The sequence below is a fragment of the Micromonospora sp. CA-240977 genome (assembly GCF_050942285.1).
Classification (GTDB): domain Bacteria; phylum Actinomycetota; class Actinomycetes; order Mycobacteriales; family Micromonosporaceae; genus Micromonospora.
This window is the reverse complement of sequence record NZ_CP192055.1, coordinates 2,590,553-2,615,214: the sequence shown is the minus strand read 5'-3', so window position 1 is coordinate 2,615,214 and position 24,662 is coordinate 2,590,553. Positions and strand designations below refer to the sequence as shown.

General features: G+C 71.6%; 22 protein-coding genes. 14 read left to right on the top strand and 8 right to left on the bottom strand.

Translation table 11 applies throughout. The features are described 5' to 3' along the window. The first annotated feature begins 81 nt into the window (after positions 1-81). On the top strand, positions 82-363 hold the full coding sequence (locus tag ACQPWW_RS12100) for a hypothetical protein (protein WP_433132123.1): 282 nt from the start codon (positions 82-84) through the stop codon (positions 361-363). A gap of 199 nt (positions 364-562) precedes the next feature. Next, entirely contained in the window at positions 563-2,200 is a 1,638-nt protein-coding gene (gene abc-f / locus ACQPWW_RS12095) for a ribosomal protection-like ABC-F family protein (protein ID WP_433132121.1), read from the top strand. A gap of 49 nt (positions 2,201-2,249) precedes the next feature. Here abc-f and dnaE read toward each other — a convergent pair whose 3' ends face one another. Next, complete coding sequence (dnaE, locus tag ACQPWW_RS12090) at positions 2,250-5,780, bottom strand: DNA polymerase III subunit alpha (protein WP_433132119.1); 3,531 nt, start codon at positions 5,778-5,780, stop codon at positions 2,250-2,252. A 178-nt stretch (positions 5,781-5,958) separates the two neighbouring features. Here dnaE and ACQPWW_RS12085 point away from each other — a divergent pair, with 178 nt between their 5' ends. The 3 genes from ACQPWW_RS12085 (at position 5,959) to ACQPWW_RS12075 (ending at position 7,807) form a co-directional block, all read left to right on the top strand. After that, the gene (locus ACQPWW_RS12085) at positions 5,959-6,579 is read left to right on the top strand and encodes an L-threonylcarbamoyladenylate synthase (RefSeq protein ID WP_179783200.1); all 621 of its coding nucleotides are present in this window, start codon (positions 5,959-5,961) and stop codon (positions 6,577-6,579) included. A gap of 97 nt (positions 6,580-6,676) precedes the next feature. After that, the gene (locus tag ACQPWW_RS12080; protein WP_433132117.1) at positions 6,677-7,222 is read left to right on the top strand and encodes an RNA polymerase sigma factor; all 546 of its coding nucleotides are present in this window, start codon (positions 6,677-6,679) and stop codon (positions 7,220-7,222) included. Positions 7,223-7,249: 27 nt separating this feature from the next. Then, entirely contained in the window at positions 7,250-7,807 is a 558-nt protein-coding gene (locus ACQPWW_RS12075; protein WP_433132115.1) for a hypothetical protein, read from the top strand. Here the strand turns inward: ACQPWW_RS12075 and ACQPWW_RS12070 are convergent. Together ACQPWW_RS12070 and ACQPWW_RS12065 are read right to left on the bottom strand one after the other, a co-directional pair. Further along, on the bottom strand, positions 7,804-8,985 hold the full coding sequence (locus tag ACQPWW_RS12070; protein ID WP_433132113.1) for a low temperature requirement protein A: 1,182 nt from the start codon (positions 8,983-8,985) through the stop codon (positions 7,804-7,806). The genes ACQPWW_RS12075 and ACQPWW_RS12070 overlap by 4 nt on opposite strands. 50 nt (positions 8,986-9,035) lie before the next feature. Beyond that, positions 9,036-10,403, bottom strand: a complete 1,368-nt coding sequence (locus tag ACQPWW_RS12065) for a serine/threonine-protein kinase (RefSeq protein ID WP_433132111.1) — start codon at positions 10,401-10,403, stop codon at positions 9,036-9,038. Positions 10,404-10,536: 133 nt separating this feature from the next. Here ACQPWW_RS12065 and ACQPWW_RS12060 point away from each other — a divergent pair, with 133 nt between their 5' ends. From ACQPWW_RS12060 to ACQPWW_RS12025, 8 genes are all read left to right on the top strand, one after another. After that, on the top strand, positions 10,537-11,142 hold the full coding sequence (locus ACQPWW_RS12060) for a hypothetical protein (RefSeq protein ID WP_433132109.1): 606 nt from the start codon (positions 10,537-10,539) through the stop codon (positions 11,140-11,142). Positions 11,143-11,270: 128 nt separating this feature from the next. Continuing rightward, on the top strand, positions 11,271-11,612 hold the full coding sequence (locus tag ACQPWW_RS12055; protein ID WP_433132106.1) for a PadR family transcriptional regulator: 342 nt from the start codon (positions 11,271-11,273) through the stop codon (positions 11,610-11,612). Further along, on the top strand, positions 11,609-12,556 hold the full coding sequence (locus ACQPWW_RS12050) for a permease prefix domain 1-containing protein (protein ID WP_433132104.1): 948 nt from the start codon (positions 11,609-11,611) through the stop codon (positions 12,554-12,556). Before ACQPWW_RS12055 ends, ACQPWW_RS12050 begins: the two co-directional genes overlap by 4 nt. 112 nt (positions 12,557-12,668) lie before the next feature. After that, entirely contained in the window at positions 12,669-14,003 is a 1,335-nt protein-coding gene (locus tag ACQPWW_RS12045; protein ID WP_433132101.1) for a sensor histidine kinase, read from the top strand. Next, complete coding sequence (locus ACQPWW_RS12040) at positions 14,000-14,719, top strand: response regulator (RefSeq protein ID WP_433132099.1); 720 nt, start codon at positions 14,000-14,002, stop codon at positions 14,717-14,719. The genes ACQPWW_RS12045 and ACQPWW_RS12040 overlap by 4 nt, the downstream gene beginning before the upstream one ends. Positions 14,720-14,799: 80 nt before the next feature. Next, the gene (locus ACQPWW_RS12035; RefSeq protein WP_433132096.1) at positions 14,800-15,693 is read left to right on the top strand and encodes an ABC transporter ATP-binding protein; all 894 of its coding nucleotides are present in this window, start codon (positions 14,800-14,802) and stop codon (positions 15,691-15,693) included. Beyond that, the gene (locus ACQPWW_RS12030; protein ID WP_433132093.1) at positions 15,690-16,751 is read left to right on the top strand and encodes an ABC transporter permease; all 1,062 of its coding nucleotides are present in this window, start codon (positions 15,690-15,692) and stop codon (positions 16,749-16,751) included. Before ACQPWW_RS12035 ends, ACQPWW_RS12030 begins: the two co-directional genes overlap by 4 nt. A gap of 176 nt (positions 16,752-16,927) precedes the next feature. Beyond that, a complete protein-coding gene (locus ACQPWW_RS12025; RefSeq protein ID WP_433132090.1) occupies positions 16,928-18,721 on the top strand; it encodes a carbohydrate binding domain-containing protein in 1,794 nt (597 codons plus the stop codon). A gap of 69 nt (positions 18,722-18,790) precedes the next feature. Here the strand turns inward: ACQPWW_RS12025 and ACQPWW_RS12020 are convergent, their stop codons facing one another. After that, the gene (locus ACQPWW_RS12020; protein WP_433132088.1) at positions 18,791-19,921 is read right to left on the bottom strand and encodes a peptidoglycan-binding protein; all 1,131 of its coding nucleotides are present in this window, start codon (positions 19,919-19,921) and stop codon (positions 18,791-18,793) included. Positions 19,922-20,173: 252 nt separating this feature from the next. Between ACQPWW_RS12020 and ACQPWW_RS12015 the strand changes: the two genes are divergently transcribed. Further along, positions 20,174-21,334 carry a helix-turn-helix domain-containing protein gene (locus ACQPWW_RS12015; protein ID WP_433132086.1) on the top strand — a complete coding sequence of 387 codons (1,161 nt, stop codon included), beginning with the start codon at positions 20,174-20,176 and terminating at the stop codon, positions 21,332-21,334. Between the two features lie 24 nt (positions 21,335-21,358). Here the strand turns inward: ACQPWW_RS12015 and ACQPWW_RS12010 are convergent, their stop codons facing one another. The 4 genes from ACQPWW_RS12010 to pdxS form a co-directional block, all read right to left on the bottom strand. Beyond that, a complete protein-coding gene (locus ACQPWW_RS12010; RefSeq protein WP_433132084.1) occupies positions 21,359-21,979 on the bottom strand; it encodes a DUF402 domain-containing protein in 621 nt (206 codons plus the stop codon). Positions 21,980-22,089: 110 nt separating this feature from the next. Further along, positions 22,090-22,842, bottom strand: a complete 753-nt coding sequence (locus tag ACQPWW_RS12005) for a YebC/PmpR family DNA-binding transcriptional regulator (RefSeq protein ID WP_179783190.1) — start codon at positions 22,840-22,842, stop codon at positions 22,090-22,092. Between the two features lie 253 nt (positions 22,843-23,095). Beyond that, positions 23,096-23,698: a pyridoxal 5'-phosphate synthase glutaminase subunit PdxT gene (gene pdxT, locus ACQPWW_RS12000; RefSeq protein ID WP_433132081.1), complete on the bottom strand. Its 603-nt coding sequence runs from the start codon at positions 23,696-23,698 to the stop codon at positions 23,096-23,098. Between the two features lie 43 nt (positions 23,699-23,741). Beyond that, a complete protein-coding gene (pdxS, locus tag ACQPWW_RS11995; RefSeq protein WP_433134291.1) occupies positions 23,742-24,590 on the bottom strand; it encodes a pyridoxal 5'-phosphate synthase lyase subunit PdxS in 849 nt (282 codons plus the stop codon). Between the last annotated feature and the right edge of the window lie 72 nt (positions 24,591-24,662).

Sequence of the window (24,662 nt, the reverse complement as noted above, 5' to 3'; positions counted from 1 at the left end):
CCCTGGCCGTACGCGGCTTTACGTACGCGCCGGCCGTCGTAGGGCGGACGCGGGAGACCGCGTCGTCGGACACGCTGAGGCATGCAGAAACGAACGCCCTGGCTGCTGCTCGCCACCGCCGTCGTCGTCAGCCTGGTGCTGGCGTACCCGTACCTGGCCCTGGACATCCACAAAAGCCGCATCGACGTCAGCGGCGCCCTGCGCTACGGCGCACAAGCGCCCTCGATGATTCCAGTTGGCCAGACCCTGGCCTGGATCGTCAACCTGGCAGTGATCGAGGCCGTCATCAGAACTCGCCGACTGACGACGCCGTGCGGCGGCGTGGGGTCGGAACCCGGTGGCGGACGGAAGATCCGTTGGTAGACTTGCCGAGTTGGGTCAGCGGTACGACAAGGGAGACCAGACATGGCGGGTGACGACGACATCTCCGGGTGAGACCGGACATGTTCGGCCATCGGTTCGGCGCGCGTAGGCGCGGCCACCGTGGCCATGCCGTCGTTCCACAGGTCCCCGTGTCGTCGGGCGGCTTAGGCGCGCCCACCCACCCTTTGAGGTCACTCGCATGTCTGATGCGTTCATTGTCTGCTCGAACCTGTCCTTCTCCTGGCCGGACGACACCCCGGTCTTCTCGGAGCTGTCCTTCACCGTTCCCGGCGGTCGCACCGGGCTGGTCGCCCCCAACGGGGCTGGCAAGAGCACCCTGCTGCGGCTGATCGCCGGGCAGCTGCGCCCCAGCGGCGGCAGCGTCACCGTCGACGGTCTGCTCGGCTACCTCCCGCAGACCCTGCCGCTGGCCGGCGACCTGACTGTGGCGCAGGTGCTGGGCGTCGCCGAGCGGATCGCGGCGCTGCACGCCATCGAGGCCGGCGACGCCAGCGAGGCGCACTTCGCCACCATCGGCGACGACTGGGACATCGAGGAGCGCACCCGCGCCGAACTGGACCGGCTCGGCCTGGGCGAGCTGTCTCTCGACCGGCGGCTGCACACCCTCAGCGGCGGCCAGGTGGTCTCCCTCGGCCTGGCGGCGCAGCTGCTGCGCCGTCCGGACGTGCTGCTGCTCGACGAACCGACGAACAACCTGGACGTGGAGGCGCGGCACAAGCTCTACGACGTGCTCACCGACTGGTCGGGGTGCCTGCTGCTGGTCAGCCACGACCGGGAGCTGCTGGACCGGATGGACCGCATCGCCGAGCTGGAACAGGGCGAGATCCGCTGGTACGGGGGCAACTTCACCGCGTACACCGAGGCGGTGCAGGCGGCGCGGGAGGTGGCCGAGAGCAACCTGCGCAACGCCGAGCAGGAGGTCAAGCGGGAGAAGCGGGAGATGCAGCAGGCCCGGGAGCGGGCCGACCGGCGGGCCAGCAACGCCTCCAAGAACCTGAAGAACGCCGGTCTGGCGCGGATCGTGGCCGGTGGGCTGAAGCGCAGCGCGCAGGAGTCGGCGGGCAAGGCGCAGGAGACCCACTCCGCGCGGCTCGGCTCGGCCAAGGCCCGGCTCGACGAGGCCGGGCGGGCCGTCCGCGACGAGGACCGGATCACCGTCGACCTGCCGGACACCACAGTCCCGGGCGGGCGCACGGTCTTCGCCGGGCACGGGATGCGGGCCCGCTTCGACGACCGGGAGCTGTTCGGCGGCGACGGCGCTGAGCTGGTGATCCGGGGGCCGGAGCGGATAGCGCTCACCGGGGCGAACGGCGTCGGCAAGTCGACACTGCTGCGCCTCGTCAACGGCGACCTCGAACCGTCCGGCGGTGAGCTGAAGCGTGGCGACGGACGGATCGCGTACCTGTCGCAGCGGCTGGACCTGCTGGACCTCGACCGTACGGTGGCGGAGAACTTCGCCGCGTACGCGCCGAGCCTGCCGGACGCCAAGCGGATGAACCTGCTCGCCCGGTTCCTGTTCCGGGGCGCCCGGATCCATCTGCCCGTCGGGGTGCTCTCCGGCGGCGAGCGGCTGCGCGCGACCCTCGCCTGTGTGCTCTGCGCCGAGCCGGCGCCGCAACTGCTGCTGCTCGACGAGCCGACGAACAACCTGGACCTGGTCAGCGTCGCCCAGCTGGAGAGCGCGCTGTCCGCGTACCAGGGTGCGTTCGTGGTGGTCAGCCACGACGAACGGTTCCTCGCCGAGATCGGCGTGCAGCGGTGGTTGCGGTTGGCCGACGGTCAGCTGCGGGAGATCAGCGCCCCCGACCGGGGCTGAGCCCGCGGCGCGGCCCGGCCGGACGTACGCCGGCCGGGCCGTGGCGCGGTCAGCTCACGTTGGCCGGGCCGAGGACGCTCTTCAGGTCACCCATCAGCGCGGTCGTCGCCGCCACCCGGAACGGCCCCAGCCGCAGGGTGGTGGTGCGACCGCCGTTCTGGAGTTTGACGTGCACCTCGGTGTCGCCGGGGTGCAGCACCAGGGTTTCCTTGAGTTTCTCCACGAGCGGTGGTGTGCACCGGTGCACCGGGATGGTGAGGGTGACCGGCTTGTTTGTGGCGCTGGTGCTGACGTCCGGCATGGACATGTCCATCGCCATGATCCGTGGGGTGTCGTCGCGGCGGTCCACCCGGCCCTTGACCACCACGATGGCGTCCTCGGCGATGTACTGCCCGATCACCTCGTAGGTGTTGGGGAAGAACAGCGTCTCCACCCCGCCGGCCAGGTCCTCCAGGGTGGCCGAGGCCCAGGCGCGGCCCTGCTTGGTGACCCGGCGCTGCACCCCGGACAGGATGCCGGCGAGGGTGACGACCGCCCCGTCGGGCACCGCGCCGTCCTCGGCCAGGGAGGCGATGGTGGTGTCGGCTGCCGCGCCGAGGATGTGTTCCAGGCCGAACAGCGGGTGGTCGGAGACGTACAGGCCGAGCATCTCCCGCTCGAACGCCAGCTTGTCGCGCTTGTCCCACTCGCTGTCACCGATTGTCGGCATCACGGTGGTGCTGCCGGTGTCGGCGTCACCGAAGCCGGCGCCGAAGAGGTCGTACTGGCCGACCGCCTCCTTGCGCTTCACGTCGGCGTACGCGTCGATGGCGTCCGCGTGCACAGCGAGCAGACCCTTGCGCGGATGCTCCATCGAGTCGAACGCGCCGGCCTTGATCAGCGATTCGATTGTCTTCTTGTTGCAGACCACCGCATCCACCTTGGACAGGAAGTCGTAGAAGTCGGTGTAGTCGCCCTTCTCCTGGCGGCACCGCATGATCGAGGCGACCACGTTCGCGCCGACGTTGCGCACCGCGGCCAGGCCGAAGCGGATGTCCTTGCCGACCGGGGTGAACGGCCCGGCCGAGGTGTTCACGTCCGGCGGCAGCACCTGGATCCGCATCCGGCGGCACTCGGACAGGTAGAGCGCCATCTTGTCCTTGTCGTCACCGACGGACGTGAGCAGCCCGCCCATGTACTCGGCCGGGTAGTGCGCCTTCAGGTACGCGGTCCAGTAGGAGACCAGCCCGTACGCGGCGGAGTGCGCCTTGTTGAAGGCGTAGCCGGCGAAGGGCACCAGGACGTCCCACACCGCCTGGATCGCCTCGTCGGAGTAGCCGCGTTCGCGGCAGCCGTCCCGGAACGGGATGAACTCCTTGTCGAGGATCTCCTTCTTCTTCTTACCCATGGCCCGGCGCAGCAGGTCCGCCTGACCGAGGGTGTAGCCGGCGAGGATCTGCGCGGCGCGCTGCACCTGCTCCTGGTAGACGATCAGGCCGTGGGTGGGCGCCAAGATCTCCCGCAGCGGCTCCTCCAGCTCCGGGTGGATCGGGGTGATCTCCTGGAGGCCGTTCTTGCGCAGCGCGTAGTTGGTGTGCGAGTCGACGCCCATCGGACCGGGCCGGTACAGGGCCAGGACCGCGGAGATGTCCTCGAAGTTGTCCGGTTTCATCAACCGCAGCAGCGAGCGCATCGGCCCACCGTCGAGCTGGAACACGCCGAGGGTGTCACCGCGGGCCAGCAGGTCGTACGCGGCCGGGTCGTCCAGCGGCAGGGCCAGCAGGTCGAGCTTCTTACCGTGGTTGAGCTCGATGTTCTTGACCGCGTCGTCGATGATCGTCAGGTTGCGCAGGCCGAGGAAGTCCATCTTCAGCAGCCCGAGCGACTCGCAGGTCGGGTAGTCGAACTGCGTGATGATCGCCCCGTCGGCGTCCCGGCGCATCAACGGGATGTGCTCGATGATCGGCTCGGCCGACATGATGACGCCGGCGGCGTGCACACCGGTCTGCCGGATCAGCCCCTCGATGCCCTTTGCGGTGTCGATCACCTTGCGGACGTCCGGGTCGGAGTCGTACAGGCCGCGGATCTCGCCGGCCTCGGCGTAGCGGGGGTGCTTGGTGTCGAAGATGCCGGTGAGCGGAATGTCCTTACCCATCACGGCCGGCGGCATCGCCTTGGTGATCCGGTCGCCGACCGCGTACGGGAAACCGAGCACCCGGGCCGAGTCCTTGATCGCGGCCTTCGCCTTGATCGTGCCGAAGGTGGCGATCTGGGCGACCTTGTCCTCACCCCACTTGTCGGTGACGTACTTGATCACCTCGCCGCGCCGACGCTCGTCGAAGTCGATGTCGACATCCGGCATCGACACCCGCTCGGGGTTGAGGAACCGCTCGAAGATCAGGCCGTGCTGGATCGGGTCCAGGTCGGTGATGCCCAGCGCGTACGCGACGAGGGAGCCGGCGGCCGAGCCACGGCCCGGACCCACCGCGATGCCCTGGTTCTTCGCCCACTGGATGAAGTCGGCGACCACGAGGAAGTACGACGGGAAGCCCATCTGGTTGATGACGCCCAGCTCGTACTCGGCCTGGACGACGTGCCCCTCCGGGATGCCGTTCGGGTAGCGGCGGGCCAGGCCGGCGAACGTCTCCTTGCGGAACCAGGACTCCTCGGTCTCGCCGTCGGGCACCGGGAAACGCGGCATCAGATTGTGGAACTCGAACATGCCCTTCGGGTCGACCTTCTCGGCCACCAGCAGGGTGTTGCGGCAGCCCTCCTGCCACAGCTCCGACGAGTCCACAGCGCGCATCTGGTCGGCGCTCTTGACGAAGTAACCGCCCCCCTCGAAGCGGAACCGGTTCGGGTCGTCGATGTTGCTGCCGGTCTGCACGCAGAGCAGCACGTCGTGGGCGGTGGCCTGCGCCTCGTGCGTGTAGTGCGAGTCGTTGGTGACCACCGGCGGGATGTCCAGCTTGCGGGCGATCTCGGTGAGCCCCGCACGGACCCGGCTCTCGATGGAGAGGCCGTGATCCATGATCTCCAGGAAGTAGTTGTCCTTGCCGAAGATGTCCTGGTAACTCGCCGCGACCTTGAGCGCCTCGTCGAACTGGCCCAGCCGCAGCCGGGTCTGCACCGCGCCGGACGGGCAGCCGGTGGTGGCCATGATCCCCTCGGCGTGCTCGGCGATCAGCTCCATGTCCATCCGGGGCCACTTGACGTAGTGCCCCTCCATTGACGCGCGCGAGTTGAGGGTGAAGAGGTTCTTCAGGCCCTTCGCGTTCTTCGCCCACATGGTCTTGTGGGTGATCGCGCCGTTACCCGAGACGTCGTCGCTCTTCTGCTCCGGCCGACCCCACTTGACCCGCGCCTTGTGGTAGCGCGACTCCGGCGCCACGTACGCCTCGACGCCCAGGATCGGGGTGATCCCGGCGGCCATCGCCTGGTTGTAGAAGTCGTTCGCGCCGTGCATGTTGCCGTGGTCGGTGATCGCCACCGCCGGCATGCCCAGCCGGTTGGCCTCGGCGAACAGGTCCTTCAGCCGGGCCGCTCCGTCGAGCATCGAGTATTCGGTGTGCACGTGCAGATGCGCGAACGAATCGGCCATGCCTGGCGCCCCCCGGCGGTATGGATCTTGGTGGTCGGAGCCGACCGGGACCTACCCTACCGAGGTGATCTCGACGGCTCCACCGTCCGCGCCGACGGCCGTGGCCCGCGTCTCGTCCACCGCCCGTCCCACCGAGCCCGTGTCTCCCTCTCGGGAAAATGAGCCTAGGCTCATCGGCATGGCGAGGTACTACGACGTGCACCCGGAGAACCCGCAGCCCCGGATCATCGGGCAGGTCGCCGACCTGATCCGCGGGGGTGGGCTGGTCGCCTACCCGACGGACTCCTGCTACGCGCTCGGCATCCAGCTGGGCAACCAGGACGGGCTGGACCGGATCCGCCAGATCCGCCACCTCGACGATCGGCACCACTTCACGCTCGTCTGCCGGGACTTCGCGCAGCTCGGCCAGTTCGTGCAGATCAGCAACTCGGTCTTCCGCCTGGTCAAGGCGTCCACCCCGGGTAGCTACACCTTCATCCTGCCGGCCACCCGGGAGGTGCCCCGCCGGATGCTGCACCCGAAGAAACGCACCGTCGGGGTGCGCGTACCCCGGCACACCGTCACCCAGGCGCTGCTGGCCGAGCTGGCCGAGCCGCTGGTGTCGAGCACCCTGGTCCTGCCCGGCGACGACGAGCCGATGACCCAGGGGTGGGAGATCAAGGAACGGCTCGACCACCAGCTCGACGCGGTGCTCGACGCCGGCGACTGCGGCAAGGAGCCGACGACAGTGATCGACCTGTCCGGCCCCGAGCCGGAGATCCTGCGCCGGGGCGCCGGCGACGTGTCGCGCTTCGAGTGACGCCCGGTCCGGGTCGGGTGCCGGACCGTACGGGGGCACACCGGCCGCGCCGGTCGTACGCTCGGGGATCGGCACCGGCGAGCATTGGACACCCGGCATGCCCGACGCGGACGACATCGACGCGCTGGCCCGGTCCGCCGCACACGGCGACCCGGCGGCCCTGGACGCCCTGCTTGTCGCGGTACGCCCCGAGGTGCTGCGGCTGTGCGCACGGTTCCTGCCCAACCGGGAGGACGCCGAGGAGGCCTGCCAGGACACCCTGCTGGCGCTGGCCAACGGCATCACCCGGTTCGAGGGACGCTCCTCGTTCCGCACCTGGCTGCACCGGCTGACCGCCAACCGGGCCCGCTCGACGTACCGCACGCTGCGCCGCCGCTGCCGGTTGGAGGCCGGCGGCGTACCCGTGCCGGACCGGGCCGACCCGCGGCGCACCAGCGTGGTCGCCGGCACCCGCCTCGACCTGCTCGACGCCTTCGACGCGGTCCATCCCGACCTGGCCGAGGTGGTGGCCCTGCGCGACGTCCTCGGGCTGAGCTACCCCGAGATCGCCGCACTGCTCGACGTGCCGGTGGGCACTGTGAAGTCCCGGCTACACCTGGCCCGACGGCAGGTCCGGCAACGACTCGGCGTCGACAGGGGCTGAGCCGGGCGCCCAGAGGGAGAGGGCCCGATGATCTCGCTGCGCCGTGCCGTCGCCGGTGTTCTCACCGCGTTCGCGGCCGTCGTGGCGGTCGCCGGCTGCGGCACCGACGCGGTCTCGCCGCTGCCCGTCCAGCCGGGAGGTCCGACCCCGTCGACGTCCCCACCGACACCACCGACGCCGCCGACACCGCCGGTGCCACCCAGCCCCGTCGGGTCGCCGTCCCGGCCGCCGTCGACCGCCGGGCGGCCCGTGCCGGTGCCGCCCACCCCGGCCAGGACAAGGGGTACGCCCCGAACCACTCCCCCGCCGACCGACGCGCCCCCGGCCTGCCGGGGCGCGGTCCGCTACGACCTGCCCCTGGCCGAGACCGAACTCGAACTGCTGCGCTCGCTCTGCTTCGCCACCGGCGCGGTGCTGCGGATCCAGGGCATCGGCCCCGGCCTGGTCACCGTGGACCGCCCGGAGCTGGTCTCCCAGCACTACGAGGCCGGGGTGGTGGACATCCGGTTCGTCCGCCCGGGCACCGTCGACGTCACGATCCCGAAGGAGGACCGGGAGCACACCATCACGGTGGTGGTCCGCTAACCCGTGGACGGACGCCTGGCCCGGAGGAACTCGGCGGCGGCGACCCCCAGCAGCACCAGACCGGCGGCGACGCTCACCGCCAGGCCCGGCAGGTGCGGCGCGACCGGAGCCAGGGCGATCGTCACGACCACGCCGACGACATGGGACAACGGCAACCGCTCGAAGACCTCGTACTCGAGCACCGCCCGACCGCACAGCACCAGCCCGGCCCCGCCCAGGATGAGCGCGGTCATCGCGGCGCCCGGCCGCTCGCCGGGGTGCTCGATGATTCGTTCGACACCGGCGGCCGTGCCGACCACCCCGGCGATCATCAGCCAGTGTGCGTACGGGTTGGTCTGCACCAGCCGGGCCGGGTGCGGCGACGACTCGATGGCGGCGCGCAGGGTCGCGCCGGCTCCCCGGGCGTAGCTCCACCAGAGCACCACAGCCGTGAGGAACGCGGTGCCGAAGGCGGCCAAGCGGTATGCGGTGAACGGTTGGTGGCCGAGGCTGAGGACGTTGACCAGGACGAGTTCGCCCAGGGCCAGAATGTAGATCTGTTGGTAGCGCTCGGCGAGGTGCTCCGGCACCACCTGGTACCGCGGCAGCGGCTTCCGACCGGGGATCGGAAAGCGCAACCCGTATGCGGTGTAGTCCACAGTCAGCGCGGCCAGCCACAGCCCGAGCCGCCAGTCGGGCTCGGCCACCAGAGCGCCGACCACCCAGAGGGTCCCCGAGCAGACGTCCCAGATCAGGGCGCGTATGGGTCGCTCCTGCTCCGGGCGGCCCCGCAGCGACCAGGCAAGTACCAGCCCTCGGACCAGGAAGATCGCGACCCAGGTGCCGCCGAAGATCAGTCCGTGGTCACCGAACGCCGTGGGTAGCGCGGCGGACATCAGCATCAGGCCGAACATGGTGCCCAGGATCAGCAGTGGGACGGGCCGCCGCTGTGGGCTGTAGGTGTCGGTGATCAACGTGGTGGTCACCCAGACCGCGAACAGTGTCGACAGGAGGAGCAGCGCCTGGGCGATGCCGGTCCAGCTCTGCTCGGCAGCCATCTTCCGCGAGGTCATCGCCAGACCGGCGAGCAGGGCGAGGTCGAAGAACAGCTCCAACAGATCCGTACGCGGCGACCCGTTCGACGCACGGATCGGCGCCCGACGCGTACCGCCGGTCGCCGGCGCACGCTTCTCCCCCACAGGGACAGCTTCACACCTGGAAGGCCGCGGCCGGGCGCGTTCAGCCGCACCTACCGCAGGCGTACGCCGGCGAGGAGAACGTCCACGAAGTCGGGCGCACCGTCCACCGGTGGCACGATCTGCGCGTACAGCAGAGCGGGGCGGTCGGGGTGCCGCCCAGCCGCCTCGACGATCCGCGGTCGACCCCGGTCGCAGTGGTAGGTCACCACTGTCCACTCGACGCCGGCCTGCCGGGTGGTCCGGGCCGGCGCGGGGGTGCAGTCGCCGTGCGTGCGCTCGGCCAGAAATCCCGCGGGCGTGGTGCGCGCCGCCGTGCTGGCGGAGACGCCGACGAACGCGCCGGGCACCCGGGGGTCGGCGGCCCAACGGCGGGGCCGCGGCGACATCACCAGCGCCGGTTCGGCTTCGCCGTCGACGCCGTACTGGCCGGCCCAGGTCGCGCCGGTCGCCGACCAGCCGTCCGGCAGCGTCACGCTGAGCGGTCCGGCGGTGTAGGTGCCGCGGTGGGCCCCGGCGCCGCCCGGCTCGGCGCCCACCACGGCGACGGCCGCCACGACCGCCACGGCCAACGGCAACCGGTACCGGCGACGGGTCACGGCTACCGGCGACGGCGGCTGCCGCACCGGGTTGGCGGCCCGGTCGAGCGCGGCGTGCAGCGCGGCGGCGTCCGGGTAACGGTCGCCGGGCCGGTGGGCGGTGGCCCGGATGAGCACCGCGGCCACCGGCGCCGGTACGCCGTCGCGCAGTCGCAGGACGCCTGCCGATCGGGGCGGGTCGGCACCGACGGGTACGGGCTCGGCGAGCAGCCGGATGCCGAGCCGGCCGAGCCCGTACACGTCGGCGCGGGCGTCGATCACCGCGCCCGGGTTGTCCTGCTCCGGCGCCATGTAGCCGGGGGTGCCGGCCCGCGCGGTGAGGCCGGAGGCGGCGGCCAACGCCTTGGCCAGACCGAGGTCGGCGATCAGGACCTGTTCGGCGCCCGCGTCGGCGGAGCGGAACAGGATGTTGCCCGGGGTGAGATCGCGGTGCACGACGCCGTGCCGGTGCAGCACTGTCACGCCCGCGCAGACCTCGCCGAGCAGGCGCAGCGCGGCCGGGCCGGGCATCGGGCCGGCGGCCAGCCGGTCGCGCAGGCTACCCCCGTCCGCCCAGGCCAGCACCGCGTACGGCCGGCCGTCGGGCAGTTCACCGACGGCGTGCACCCGGACCAGCCGCTGGTGCTCCAGCCGCCGCAGCAGTCGGGCCTCGTCGCGGAAGCGTTCCCGCACCCGCAGGTCGTGGCTCCAGTTCTCGGCCAGCACCTTGATCGCCACGTGCCCGTCGAGCAGCGGGTCGTAGCCCAGCCAGACGGTAGCGAACGAGCCGACGCCCAGCAGCCGCTCGATGACGTACGGGCCGATCCGTTGCGGAGCCGTCACCGCGTCACCCCCGGCCAGCACGGTCGGTCGGCGTTTCTCTGCACAGTAGACCGGGCCGGTCGGAAAGCCGACGAACCGTTGGGCCGGGCGCGGTGACTAACAGGGCAGAGACCCATCACCAAAGGAGCGCACGATGAACCGACCCTCGATCCTCCTCACCACCGCCGCGCTGGCGCTCGGCACACTCCTCCCGCTGGTCGGGGCCGCTCCGGCCGCGGCGGCTTCGGCGATCGGCGGCACCGCGTCAGCCCCGGCCGGCGGACCGCTCGGCGGCGCCGCGATCACCGGGCACAGCCACCCGCAGGTGCTCGGCGTCGGCGGCGCCGGGGTGTACCGGATCGGCGCGAGCCTGGCGGCGCTCACCGCGGCCGGGCGCATCGACTGGACCGCGCCGGGCTGCGGCGGGGTGGTGCACGCCGGCGTGACCGGTTCCTGGGCGGGCGTGCTCATCCTGGCCTTCCGCGACGATCGGCTGGTGGAGGTGGGTACGGCCACCGCGCCGCCGCGTTCCCCCGCCGGGGCGATGGTGGGCATGTCCTTCGCCGAGCTGGAGGACATCTACGGCCGGCGGGGTTCGATGATCCGCAACGACGCGGGGGACGCCGAGGCGTACCTCGTGCGGGTGGGCTCGCGGGTCGAGTTGTTCACCGGGCACCCGATCCGGCCGGGCGTGGGCTACTTCCAGGTGGGTCCGGCCAGCTTCGTCGAGCGGAACTTCCGGCAGGGACCGGCCTGCTGACCAGCGTCAACCGTCGGGGCGTCCGGTTCGTGCCGGGCGCCCCGCGTGCTGCCCGGCACACCGACCTGCGGCAGACACGATGATGTCTTGGTAGACAATGCTGTGTGGCACACACTATGGTGTGACACATGGTTAGCGAGGACGTTCTACGGACGCACCTTCAGGAGTTGCGTCGAGGCACCGTCGTGGTGGCCAGCCTGGTCGCGCTGCGCCGACCGGACTACGGCTACGCACTGCTGCAACGGCTCACCGACCACGGCTTCCCGGTGGACGCCAACACGCTCTACCCGCTGCTGCGCCGCCTGGAGGACCAGGGGCTGCTGACCAGCGAGTGGAACACCGAGGAGAGCCGGCCGCGCAAGTTCTACCGGGTCAGCGACGAGGGCGAGTCGATGCTGAGCCGGCTGCTCGACGACCTCGCCGCCGTGCAGACCTCCATCACCGGGCTGATCCAAGGAGTGGACCGATGAACACGCTGACCAACCGCTACCTCGCCGCCACCCTGCGCTCGGTGCCCGCCCAGCGTCGCGACGAGATCGCCACCGAGCTGAGGGCCTCCATCGACGACATGATCGAGGGCCGGACCGACGGTGGCGCGGATCCCGCCACCGCCGAGCGGGAGGTGCTCACCGAGCTGGGCAACCCCGACGTGCTGGCCGCCCGGTACGCCGACCGCCGGCTCCAGCTCATCGGGCCGACCTACTACCTGGTCTGGCTGCGGCTGTTGAAGCTGCTGCTCAGCTTCATCCCGGCACTCGCCGGCACCGTCGTCGCCATCGTCGAGGCGGCCACCGGCAAGGGTTTCGGGGCCATCGGGAGCGGCATCGTCGTCGCCCTGCACGTGACAGTGCACATCGCCTTCTGGCTCACCCTGACCTTCGCCCTCATCGAGCGCAACCAGACGCCCATGGACCTGCCGGAGTGGACTGTCGACCAACTGCCCGACACTCCGGTGCGGCGGGGCATCCCCCTCGCCGACACCATCGCGGCGGTGGTCATGTCGGTGGTGACCATCGGATACCTCCCCTACCAGCACTTCCAGTCCTGGGTGCGCACCACCGACGGCGACAACATCCCGATCCTCGACCCGGACCTGTGGTCCTTCTGGCTGCCGGCGCTGATCGTCGTGCTGGTCGCTGGTGTGATCTTCGAGGTCGTCAAGTACCGGATCGGGCGCTGGACCTGGGCCCTGTTCGGCACCAAGGTGCTGCTCAACCTGGCGTTCGCGGTGCCGCTGGTGTGGCTGGCGCTCACCGACCGCCTGCTCAACCCGGCCCTGGGCGTGCGCCTGACCTGGCTGGCGGAGGCGGACAACCGCGACACCCTCGGTCTGACCATCGCGCTGGGCGCCGCCGTGGTCGTGGTCTGGGACGTGATCGACACCGCGGTGAAGACACGCCGTCAGACGGCGTGAGCGAGAACCCACCCGGCGGCCCGACGCGTACCCCGCGTCGGGCCGCCGCCCGTTGGCCGGACCCGGTCCGCCCGCTCGACGGGCCGGGCGGGCGGCGTGGCATCGTTCCCGGATGACAGTGGCACCGCGAGACGAATGGCGCCGTCCGGGTCCGACCGCCCAGCAGCGCCGCAACGACCTGTGGCTCGGCCTGGCCATGACAGTGCTGGCGCTGGTCAGCCTCACCCTGGCCCGCAGCACCGGGGCGTTCCTGCTGGGTCCGCCGCCGTCCGGCCCGGAGCAGGTGTTCTGGACCGTCGCGGTGACGCTGCCGCTGATCTGGCGGCGGCGCTGGCCGGTGACGACCCTGCTGGTCGTCGCGGTGGCCTTCATCGGTGCGCAGGCACGATCGGCGCCGGAGACCCAGTTCTCCGCCTGGGCGTTGTTCTGCGCCCTCTACACAGTCGGCGCCTGGGGGCCGGACCGTCGGCTGGCCCGCCGGCTGCGGATGGGCGTGATCGCCACGATGTTCGCCTGGCTGGGGATCTACTACGCCGTGATGATCGACCACATCCCGCCCGGCGCCTTCGACGACGCCGTCGGGCCGGTGCCGCCCGTGCTCGCCGCGATGGTCACCGGTGTCCTGCTCAACGTGCTGGTCTTCGGCTTCGCGTACTTCTTCGGCGAGACCGCCTGGGTGGCCGCGCGCCGCGAGCACGAGCTGCGTACCCAGGCCGAGGACCTGCGTCGGTCGCAGACCGAGTCTCGGGAACGGGCGGTGCTCGGCGAGCGGGTCCGCATCGCCCGGGAGCTGCACGACGTGGTCGCCCACCACGTGTCGGTGATGGGAGTGCAGGCGTCCGCCTGCCGCCGGGTGTTCGACCGCGACCCCGGCAAGGCCCGCACCGCGCTCACCGCCATCGAGCAGAGCGCCCGCACCGCTGTCGACGAGCTACGTCGCATGCTGGGCGTGCTGCGGACCACCGGCACGGCCGACGCCGGGCCGCCGGCCGGCGGCGACGTCGACCGGATCGGCGAGCTTGTCGAGCGGGCTCGCGCCGCGGGCCTGACGGCAACCCTCGGGGTGTACGGCGATCCGGTCGCGCTGCCCGAATCGGTCTCGCAGGCGGTGTACCGGGTGACGCAGGAGGCCGTGACCAACACGCTGAAGCACGCCGGTGCGGACCTGCTGGACGTGCGGGTCCGCTACCTGGCCCGGGAGGTGGAGGTCGACGTGACAGACGACGGACGAGCCGGCGGCCGGGTCGACGCCGTCGGGCTGGGCCTGATCGGGATGCGCGAACGGGTCACCGCGCACGACGGCGACCTGGAGGTCGGGCCGCGTGCCGGCGGTGGATGGCGGGTACGCGCCCGCTTCCCCCTGCCGGTGGCCGACCCGCCGGTCGGCGCGCAACGGGAGCCACGCGACGAGCGGGAGCCGGCCGTCGACGCGGAGGTGTCGGGATGAGCGCCGCGGCTGCCCACGAGACGTCGGGCCCGGGTCAGACCATCCGGGTGCTGCTTGCCGACGACCAGCACCTCGTCCGCACCGGCTTCCGGGTCATCCTGGAGGTGGAGGACGACATCGAGGTGGTCGGCGAGGCCGCCGACGGCGAACGGGCCGTCGCCATGACCCGCGCGACCCGCCCCGACGTCGTCCTCATGGACGTGGAGATGCCCCGGATGGACGGCCTGGAGGCCACCCGGCTGATCACCGCCGACGGGCCCGGTGGGCCCGCGGTGCTGATCCTCACGACCTTCGACCGCGACGACTACCTGTTCGCCGCGCTGCGGGAAGGGGCCAGCGGCTTCCTGTTGAAGAACGGCACACCGGAGGAGCTGATCGAGGCGATCCGGGTGCTGGCCAGGGGTGACGGCCTGCTCGCCCCGGAGATCACCCGCCGGGTGATCTCCACGTTCGCCCGTCCCGGAGACCCGGCGGGCACCGCCCACCGCGGGCCGGAGGCGGACGCCGCGCTGGCCGGGCTGACGCCACGGGAACGGGAGGTGCTGGTGCTGCTCGCCGCCGGATCGAGCAACGCGGAGATCGCCGCGACCATCCACCTGGGGGAGGCCACGGTGAAGACCCACGTCAGTCGGGTGCTTGCCAAACTCGGCCTGCGCGACCGGGTGCAGGCGGTGGTGTTCGCGTACGAGAACGGGGTGGTCCGGCCCGGCGGGTGACCGCCGTCCGTCGCGCGGCGGACCATCCGCTCAGCCATCGGACGGACGGCGGGGCGGGGTATTCGATCTAGCGTGGGTGCGTGACCAGAACGCTTCGCCTCGACGGCATCGACCGCAGCTTCGGCGACCGGCAGGTGCTCACGAACGTGTCCTTCGAGGTGGCCGCCGGCCGGATGACCGGTTTCGTGGGCGCCAACGGCGCCGGCAAGACGACCACCATGCGCATCATCCTGGGTGTGCTCGCCCCCGACGCCGGCGAGGTGAGCTGGGGCGGCACCGCGCTGACCCGGCAGGACCGCCGACGCTTCGGCTACATGCCGGAGGAGCGGGGCCTCTACCCGAAGATGACCACCCGGGAGCAGGTGACCTACCTGGGCCGGCTGCACGGCCTGGACGCGGCCGCGGCCCGGCGTGCCACCGACGCGCTGCTGGACCGGGTCGGCCTCGGTGAACGCGGCGACGACCTGCTGGAGACGCTGTCGCTGGGCAACCAGCAACGCGCGCAGATCGCCGCCGCGCTGGTGCACGACCCCGAGGTGCTGGTGCTCGACGAGCCGTTCTCCGGCCTCGACCCCCTCGCCGTCGACACCGTCGTCGCCGTGCTGCGGGAACGGGCCTCGGCCGGAGCGCCGGTGCTCTTCTCCAGCCACCAGCTCGACGTCGTGGAACGCCTCTGCGACGACCTGGTGATCATCGGGGACGGGGCGATCCGGGCCGCCGGCAGCCGACAGCAGCTGCGCGACTCGTACACAGTGCCCCGCTACGAGTTGGTGGTGGCGAACGACGCCGGTTGGGTACGCGACCAACCCGGCGTCACAGTGGTCGAGCTGGACGGCCCGCGCGTGGTCTTCGACCTGCCGGCCGGCGCCGACGAACAACCCGTGCTGCGGGCGGCCCTCGCGCGCGGTCCGGTCCGCGCCTTCCGCCCGGTCAGCCCCTCGCTCACCGAGATCTTCCGAGAGGTCACCCAGTGAACATCACCCAGGCCACCCGGCTGGTCGCCGAACGGGAGATCCGGGTCAAGCTACGCGACCGGACCTTCCTCTTCGGCACCCTCTTCTTCCTGCTGATCGCCGCGGCGGGCACCATCCTGCCGCCGCTGCTCTCCGGCGGACCGTCCACTGTCGCGGCGACCGAGAGCGCTGCCGGTCCGCTGCGCGCCGCCGGCCTGGAGGTCCGGGTGGTCGCCGACGACCGGGCCGCCGAGCGGGCCGTCCGCGACGACGACGTGGACGCCGCGGTGGTCGCCGGACCGGCCGTGCTGGCCCTGGACGAAGCCCCCGACGACGTGGTGCGGGCCCTGAGCAGCCAGCCGACCGTACGCCTGCTCGACCCGGACGCGGTGGACCCGGTGGTGGCGTTCCTGGTGCCGTTCGTCTTCGCGTTCGTCTTCTTCATCACCTCGCAGACGTTCGGGGTGCAGATCGCGCAGAGCGTCATCGAGGAGAAGCAGACCCGGATCGTGGAGATCCTGGTCGCCGCCGTGCCGGTGCGGGCGCTGCTGGCCGGGAAGGTGGTGGCCGGCGCCATCCTGGCGTTCGCGCAGATCGCGTTGATCGCGGTGGTGGCGGTGATCGGGCTCCAGATCGGCGACAGCGGCGGCCTGCTCACCCTGCTCGCCCCGGCGATCGGCTGGTTCGTGCCGTTCTTCCTGTTCGGTTTCGTGTTGCTGGCGGCGATGTGGGCGGCGGCCGGCGCCCTGGCCAACCGGCAGGAGGACATCGCAGCCGTGTCGACGCCCGTGCAGCTCGCGGTCATGCTGCCGTTCTTCGCGGTGATCTTCCTGAACGACAACGACACCGCGATGCGGGTGCTGTCCTACCTGCCGTTCTCGTCGCCCACGGCCATGCCACTGCGGCTGTTCACCGGCGACGCGGCCAGTTGGGAGCCGTTCGTCTCGCTTGTCATCCTGCTGCTCGCCGCCGGTGCGTTCCTGCTCGCCGGGGCTCGGGTGTACGAGGGGTCGCTGCTGCGCACCAACGGCCGGACGTCCCTGCGGACCGCGTGGCGGGAGCGGGAGACGATCGGCTGAGCCGATGGTTCGCCCGCGCGGGCGTCGGCGTCCGGACGGATGCCGGCGCCCGCTGCCGTACGGCACCGTTCCGAGCGCTGTTCGGTGGCTGCGACCAGCGCGAACGTTCCTACGGTGAGCCGATCCTCACGGCAACGACCTGGTCGTCGCCGGTCCCCGGACCGGAAAGGCTCTCGATGTCCCCACCGATCACCACACGGCACCTTCGCCGCCTGCTCAGCGCGGTGCTCGCGGTCGCCCTCGCCAGCACCCTCACGGCCCTCGTCCGGCCCGCGCCGGCCGTCGCCGCCCCGGGCGACCTCATTCTCAACGGCACGTTCGACAACGGCAGCACCCAACCCTGGTGGACCCGGCTCGCCTCGACAAGCACGACTGTCAACGCCGGGCAGCTGCGGGTCCGCACCAGCGCGACGGTCGGCAAGCCCGTCTGGGAGGACCTGGTCGGCCACTTCGAGTTCGGAGTGACGGCGGCGCAGCCGTACCGGCTGCAGTTCGACGCCGCCGCGGACGTCGACCGCTCCGTGCGCGTCTCGGTCTCCCGGGCGGACACGCCCTTCACCTCCGCCGTCGACCAGACCGTTGCGCTCACCTCCACGATGCGCCGGTTCACCTTCGACTTCACGTCCCCGTTCGGAGACCCCGAGGCGGTGCTCCTCTTCCACCTCGGTGGCCAGGCCGCCTCGACGGTCCGGTTGGACAACATCTCGCTCAGCCCGTTGGCCGTGGACCCGGCCAACGACCCGATCCTGTACTGGAACGGCGTCCTGCTGGCCACGTACCGGGCACTGGACCTGCCACCCACCTCCTCCTCCCGCGAGGCCGCCATCCTGCACGCGGCGATGCACGACGCCGCCGTCTCGGTCACCGGCGTCGGCAACCCCTACCGGGTACGAGTGCCGGTCAGCTACCCGGGCACCATGGACAACGTCGTCGCGCCGTCCCTGCACGCGGCCATCGACCGGGCCGCGTACGACGTGCTGACCGCCCTGTACAGCCGGCACGGTCGTTCCTTCACCGGGGCCCTCGGCGACGCTGTCGCGCGCCGGCCGTCCGGTGTGAACGACGCCGAGGAGGCGCGCGGTGAGGCGGTCGGCGCGGCGGCCGCCGCCGCCAACCTTCAGGCCCGCGCCAACGACGGCTTCGACAACACCACCGAGTACCCGGTGCAGGAGCAGGTGCCGGGCGCCTGGCGGCCGACAAACGGCAAGGCGGCGATCAGCCCGAACTGGGGACTTGTCACCCCGTTCGCGCTCACCTCGGGCCGGCAGTTCCGGCCCGGCCTGCCGGCCGGCGCCACCGGGTATGCCGACCTGCTCACCAAGCAGGAGTACCGCGACCAGGTGCAGGAAATCCGCGACATCGGCGGTCGGACGTCGTCGCTGCGGACTCCCGAGCAGACGCAGATCGCGTTCTTCTGGGCCAACGACCTGGGCGGCACGTACAAGCCACCGGGTCAGCTCTTCGCGCACACCCGGATCGTGTCGGAGCAGCGTCAGCTCGGCATCCTGGCCAACGCCCGGCTCTTCGGGCTGGTCGCGCTCGCTCTCGCCGACGCCGCCATCGCCGCCTGGGACGCCAAGTACCAGACACCGATCGACCTGTGGCGGCCGGTGACCGCCATCGAGGCGATGGGCGGCCTCGGTTGGCAGCCGTTGTCGCAGGATCGCGCCGGGGTGCCGTACACGCCGGCCTTCCCGGCCTACGTCTCCGGTCACGCCACCTTCGCGGGGGCCTGGTCCGCGGTGATGAAGGGGTTCTTCGGCACCGACGCGATCGCCTTCGACGCCACCACTGACGATCCGCACGCGGAGGGCGTGGTCCGGCACATGACCGGCTTCGACCACGCCGCCGAGGAGAACGCGCTGAGCCGGACCTACCTCGGCGTGCACTACCGGTTCGACGCGGACGCCGGACTCGCCACCGGACGTTCCGTGGGCGCGTACGTGTACGCCAACCGGCTGCGGCAGTGAGCTGTCAGTCGGTGTAACGGGGGGATGCTCCCCGCCCGGTCCGTGAACCCGGGCGGGGAGCATCACGCGTCACCGCCACGCCGTGCAGTGCCAGTGGCCGAAATCGCCGGTACGCGACCAGATGTCGCGGGCCGCCCCGATGCTCCAGCCCGGGTCCAGCGCCGTCCGCCGATCGACGCCCAGCCGGGACAGCTCCATGTCGCTGAACTGGAACAACCCCCAGCGCCGCGACCCGTCCCCGGCGATCTCCACGCGGTACGGGTCCAACCCGGACAGGCAACGCGCCACCTGCACCGCCCCGCCCGGGTCCTCCGGGAAGACCTGCCGCAGCTGTTTGCCGATCCGGTCCTCGGGCCAGGTGGGCGGCACCTTCGCCGCGCCGGACAGCTCGTCGAGCACCCGCCCGTCGGCCGTGCCGCTGACCGGCAGGCCGCCGAACACCTGGAAGACGATCAGCCGGCTGGTGGTGTCCGGGCCGAACCAGCCGTCCGCGGGCACGTCCAGTCCGCCCGCCACCAGACGCTCCTGGAGGTCCAGCACGCACGGGCCGTACATGCCCTGGCGCAGGATCAGCGGACAGCCGTCGGACGGCGAACTGTCCACGGTGGCGGCGGCGCCCGGGAGCAGCACCCCGGACGCCCCGACCGTCAGCACGCCGAGCACGGCAAGCACCGCGAGGCGAAGCCACCGGCGGGTCGGCCAGGGCGTCGTGGTTCGTGGCAGCGCCGGCCGGACCGGGCCGACGACGTTCCCCGCCGGTACGGCATGGACTGTCGGTCCACTGTTGGCGACCGGCCCGCCGTCCACGACCGGTCCGCCGCTCGCGATCGGCTCGCTGTTCGCGGCCGGCTGGGGGGTGGGGGTTGGCGACGGGGTGGTCGCCACCGCCCGGTTCTCCCATCGATCCCGCTCGCCGAGGCGCGCCTCGATGTTCCGGCGTGCCTCCACCCACCGCGTCACGTCGGCGGGCGTCGTGCCGCAGGCCACCAGCAGGGCCACGACGGTGCGCTCCCGGGGCAGGGTGGTCCGCCCCAGCATCGTGGCGAGAGTGCTCGGCGGTAGCCAGTGCCCGGCCGCCGAGGCCAACCTGGTGATCTCCCGGTAGGTCAGACCGGAACGCCGACGCACGTCCCGGAGCAGAGCGACGTACTCCCCCGCCGTCGTCGCCTGCGTCAGCGGATCCTGGGCAGCGTCATCCATCGGATCTCCCCGTGTCGTTGATGTCGTCGGGCCCCGGATCGGTGCCGACCCGAGCCCCGGCCGCACACCGAGCAGCGGCGCGGCCATCGAGGATCGACGGTAGATATGCCGGCCGGCGAGAACAATGCCCTGGTCAGCGCGGTGCGGTGTCCGGGCAGCTCAGGACGGCCTGTCCGGATCTTGTCCGACCATCCCGGACAGTCGCCCCGGGCGAATTTGCCCCCGCGCCTCCGGTGTCTGGACAATCGTGCGATGACCACGGGGGAGCTACGACCGGACGAGGCGACCGACCCGGCCGAGTTCGTCGACATGCTGCGCCGGCTCAAGGACCGGTCGCGGCTCACGTACCGACAGTTGGAGCAACGCGCGGCGGCGACCGGTGACGTGCTGGCCCGCAGCACCGCCGCCGACATCCTGCGCCGATCCACCCTGCCGCGACCCGAGGTGGTGGCCGCGTTCGTCCGGGCCTGCGGCGCGGAGGATCAGGTGGAGACGTGGCTGCGGGCGCGGCACCGGCTCGCGGTGGGCGCCTACGCGCCGACATCGCCCGTGCCGGACCGCCAACCAGGTGACGGCGCCCCGGCCGACCACCAGGTCGCCGACGGCACCTCGCCCGCCGACAGCGCCACAGCCGACGACCGGCCCGCCGACGACCGGCCCGCCGACGGCACCTCGCCCGACCTTCGGCCCGTCGACGGCACGAGGGTGGGGCGCGCGAGCGCCGCCCGGGCGCGCTGGTTCGCGCGGCCGGTGCCGCTGGCGCTGCTCGTCGGCGTTCTGCTGGCCGCGCTCGGCGTGGGCAGCTGGTTGCAGCGACCCGACGACGACGGGCAGCGATCGGCACAGCTCACCGACCCGACCACGTCGGCGAGTGGCAGCCCGGCGGCCACGTCGGCGGGCGAGAGCCCGGCGGCCACGCCGGAGGGCAGCGCCGACCAGGCCATCGGGCCGCAAGCGCTCCTCAGCCAGATCCGCCCCGCCCGCAGCCCGCAACTCTGCGTCTCCGAGGGGCACGACCGCACCGGCAGGTACGGGAGTCAGGTGGCGGTCCAGGTCCCCTGCGCGGACGCCACCCCGCCGGACACCTACGTGGAGCCGGCGGCCGGCGGGCTGTACCACATCAAGTGGGATCACCCTGAGCACGGGACGGGCTGCCTCACCGTCCGGGACGAGGACCCGGGCCGGAACCTGCTCGAACCCGTCACGAAGTGCAGCGGGAGCAACCCGTCCCAGCTGTTCCGCTTCGAGCCGACCGGGTCCGCACCGACCTCGTACCGCATCCGGCCCACCCGTACGGACCTGTGCGTGGGGCTCCGCGACGACGACACGGAGGTGTCGGCCGAGGCGCTTGTCGAGCCGTGCACGAACGGCCCGGACCAGGTGTTCCTGATCGACGCGCTGCGGAAACGCTGACGCCCCGGTGGGTCGGCGGGCTGCTCAGCGGGCGGGCGGCACCCGGTCCCAGCCGGCGGGCAGCGGGGGCGCCGACCAGGAGGGGTCGGGCTGCCACTTCGCCCACGCCGGGTCCCACCAACGCTCGCCCGCGTCGAGCAGCGCGGCGATCCGGTCACCCTCGGCCTGGATCGCGTCAGCCATGCCCGGGTAGCGCCCCTCGACGAGGCGCTGGGCGAACATCTCCACGTCCTTCCAGACGTACCGGTCGGCGTCCGCGCCCCACCACAGGTCCAGCTCGTGGTCGAGGGTGTCCACCCCGATCGGGGTACGCCGCACCGGGTCCTGGAGGTTGAAGTACCAGCCGGCGAAGTCGCGCCCCGGCCCCGTCCAGAACACGTCGACCGAGTGCGCCTCGCCGGGGCGTTGCAGCATCAGCTTGCCGTGCCCCGACCAGGACCGGTGCCCGGCGGTCTCCCACGGGTGGCGCCCGCACGGAAAGACGCCGGTCGTCGGGAAGCCGAACTCGGCCCCCGGTGGGAGGTAGAGGGCGAGCAGGTCGGGCGAGTCCTCGACGACGATCGTCGGGCAGCCGAACCACACCTCGCCGCGCAGCACCTCACGCCGTACGACCGTGTCACCGGGCGCGAACCGGTCTGCCGCCACTGCCCCACCTCCACGTTCGACGCCATCGCGTGGTCAACCCGGCAGTACGGACGTCGGGGTGTCCCCGCGCGAGGGACACCCCGACCTCCGTGATTCCGAGTGGATCGCCCTCAGGCGTCGACCGCCGCCATCACGTCGTCGCTGATGTCGAAGTTCGCGTAGACGTTCTGCACGTCGTCGCAGTCCTCCAGGACGTCGATCAGCTTGAAGATCTTGCGGGCGCCCTCTTCGTCCAGCGGGATGTTCATGCTGGGGATCAGGGAGGACTCCGCCGACTCGTACTCGATGCCGGCGTCCTGCAACGCCGTCCGCACCGGGATCAGGTCGGTCGGCTCGGAGACCACCTCGTACGCCTCACCGAGGTCGTTGACCTCCTCGGCTCCGGCGTCGAGGACGGCCATCATCACGTCGTCCTCGCTGGTGCCCTCCTTGGGCACGATCACCACGCCCTTGCGGGAGAACATGTACGACACCGAGCCGGCGTCGGCGAGCGAGCCGCCGTTGCGGGTCAGCGCGGTACGCACCTCGGTGGCCGCCCGGTTGCGGTTGTCGGTGAGGCACTCGATGAGCATCGCCACACCGTTCGGGCCGTACCCCTCATACATGATCGTCTGCCAGTCGGCGCCGCCGGCTTCCAGGCCGGAGCCGCGCTTGACGGCACGATCGATGTTGTCGTTCGGCACCGAGCTCTTCTTCGCCTTCTGAATGGCGTCGAAGAGCGTCGGGTTGCCGGTGGGGTCGCCGCCGCCGATCCGCGCGGCCACCTCGACGTTCTTGATCAGCTTGGCGAACATCTTGCCGCGCTTGGCGTCGATGACGGCCTTCTTGTGCTTGGTCGTCGCCCACTTTGAGTGGCCGGACATCTTCTACCTCCGTCTGTCATTCCACGCCTGCATCGACTGCCGCACCGAATCGCGCGCCGCATCCGGCGGTTCGGCGGCCGGTCGGCTCCGCGGGAAATGCCGCACCGGGCGACGGCCCTGCCGAACCGCGGCAATCTTACCGAGGTCACACCCGGGCGTGTCACATCCGGCACCGCCTCGGGGTGCCGCCGGGGCACCCGGGTCACCGCGGAACAACCACACGGGGTCGGAAAACATGCCCCGACGGCAGCGCTCAGGCCGCCCGCACCAGATCCACGAAGTACGCGTGCACACGCAGGTCACCGGTCAACTCCGGGTGGAACGAGGTGGCCAGCAGGTTGCCCTGCCGGACCGCCACGATCCGGTCGGCGGCCGGCCCACCGGTCACCGACCCGATCACCTGGACACCGGAACCGACCCGCTCGACCCACGGCGCCCGGATGAAGACGGCGTGGAACGGGTCACCCGGCACCCCGGTGATGGTCACCGGCGCCTCGAACGAGTCGACCTGCCGGCCGAACGCGTTGCGCCGGACGGTCATGTCGATGCCGGAGAAGCCCCGCTGGTCGGGTCGTCCGTCGAGCACCTCGGTCGCCAGCATGATCATGCCGGCGCAGGAGCCGTAGACCGGCATGCCGTCGGCGATGCGCTTGTCGATCGGCTCGCGCATCTCGAAGATGTCGGCGAGTTTGCTGATGGTGGTGGACTCGCCACCGGGGACGACCAGGCCGTCCACCGCGTCCAGCTCGGCCGGACGGCGGACCGGGCGGGCGTCCGCCCCCGCCGCGGCCAGCGCCGTCACGTGCTCCCGGACATCGCCCTGGAGCGCGAGCACACCGATCCTCGGCGCCGTCACTGTCGCACCGTTCCCCTCCGCGTCACGCTGCCCGGAAACCCACTCACCAACCGCGCTCGGCCAGCCGGTGCGGCTGCGGGATCTCGTCGACGTTGATGCCGACCATGGCCTCGCCGAGACCACGGGAGACCTTGGCCAGCACGTCCGGGTCGTCGTGGAAGGTGGTGGCCTTGACGATCGCGGCGGCCCGCTGAGCCGGGTTACCGGCCTTGAAGATGCCGGAGCCCACGAAGACGCCCTCCGCGCCGAGCTGCATCATCATCGCCGCGTCGGCCGGGGTGGCGATCCCGCCGGCGGTGAACAGCACCACTGGCAGCCTGCCGCTCTCGGCGACCTCCTTGACCAGCTCGTACGGGGCCTGCAACTCCTTGGCCGCGACGTACAGCTCGTCGGCCGGCAACGACGACAGCCGGGCGATCTCCTGGCGGATCCTCCGCATGTGGGTGGTGGCGTTGGAGACGTCGCCGGTGCCCGCCTCACCCTTGGAACGGATCATGGCCGCGCCCTCGGTGATCCGCCGCAGCGCCTCGCCCAGGTTGGTCGCGCCACAGACGAAGGGCACCGTGAACGCCCACTTGTCGATGTGGTTCGCGTAGTCGGCCGGGGTCAGCACCTCGGACTCGTCGACGTAGTCCACGCCGAGCGACTGGAGGATCCGCGCCTCCACGAAGTGGCCGATGCGGGCCTTGGCCATCACCGGGATGGAGACCGCCTCGATGATCCCGTCGATCATGTCAGGGTCGCTCATCCGGGAGACGCCGCCCTGCGCGCGGATGTCCGCGGGGACCCGCTCCAGGGCCATCACCGCGACCGCGCCGGCGTCCTCAGCGATCTTGGCCTGCTCGGCGTTGACCACATCCATGATCACGCCACCCTTGAGCATCTCGGCCATGCCGCGCTTCACGCGGGCCGTGCCGACGACGGGGGCGGTACCGGTACCGGTGTTCGAGGCGGTGTTTTCGGG

Coding starts and splice junctions, on each gene's coding strand:
- ACQPWW_RS12060 (WP_433132109.1), top strand. CDS start 10,537: ATGAACCGACCCTCGATCCTCCTCACCACCGCCGCGCTGGCGCTCGGC.
- ACQPWW_RS12045 (WP_433132101.1), top strand. CDS start 12,669: ATGACAGTGGCACCGCGAGACGAATGGCGCCGTCCGGGTCCGACCGCC.
- dnaE (WP_433132119.1), bottom strand. CDS start 5,780: ATGGCCGATTCGTTCGCGCATCTGCACGTGCACACCGAATACTCGATG.
- abc-f (WP_433132121.1), top strand. CDS start 563: ATGTCTGATGCGTTCATTGTCTGCTCGAACCTGTCCTTCTCCTGGCCG.
- pdxS (WP_433134291.1), bottom strand. CDS start 24,590: ATGGCCGAGATGCTCAAGGGTGGCGTGATCATGGATGTGGTCAACGCC.
- ACQPWW_RS12085 (WP_179783200.1), top strand. CDS start 5,959: ATGGCGAGGTACTACGACGTGCACCCGGAGAACCCGCAGCCCCGGATC.
- ACQPWW_RS12025 (WP_433132090.1), top strand. CDS start 16,928: ATGTCCCCACCGATCACCACACGGCACCTTCGCCGCCTGCTCAGCGCG.
- ACQPWW_RS12040 (WP_433132099.1), top strand. CDS start 14,000: ATGAGCGCCGCGGCTGCCCACGAGACGTCGGGCCCGGGTCAGACCATC.
- ACQPWW_RS12100 (WP_433132123.1), top strand. CDS start 82: ATGCAGAAACGAACGCCCTGGCTGCTGCTCGCCACCGCCGTCGTCGTC.
- ACQPWW_RS12005 (WP_179783190.1), bottom strand. CDS start 22,842: ATGTCCGGCCACTCAAAGTGGGCGACGACCAAGCACAAGAAGGCCGTC.
- ACQPWW_RS12075 (WP_433132115.1), top strand. CDS start 7,250: ATGATCTCGCTGCGCCGTGCCGTCGCCGGTGTTCTCACCGCGTTCGCG.
- ACQPWW_RS12015 (WP_433132086.1), top strand. CDS start 20,174: ATGACCACGGGGGAGCTACGACCGGACGAGGCGACCGACCCGGCCGAG.
- ACQPWW_RS12050 (WP_433132104.1), top strand. CDS start 11,609: ATGAACACGCTGACCAACCGCTACCTCGCCGCCACCCTGCGCTCGGTG.
- ACQPWW_RS12020 (WP_433132088.1), bottom strand. CDS start 19,921: ATGGATGACGCTGCCCAGGATCCGCTGACGCAGGCGACGACGGCGGGG.
- ACQPWW_RS12080 (WP_433132117.1), top strand. CDS start 6,677: ATGCCCGACGCGGACGACATCGACGCGCTGGCCCGGTCCGCCGCACAC.
- ACQPWW_RS12055 (WP_433132106.1), top strand. CDS start 11,271: ATGGTTAGCGAGGACGTTCTACGGACGCACCTTCAGGAGTTGCGTCGA.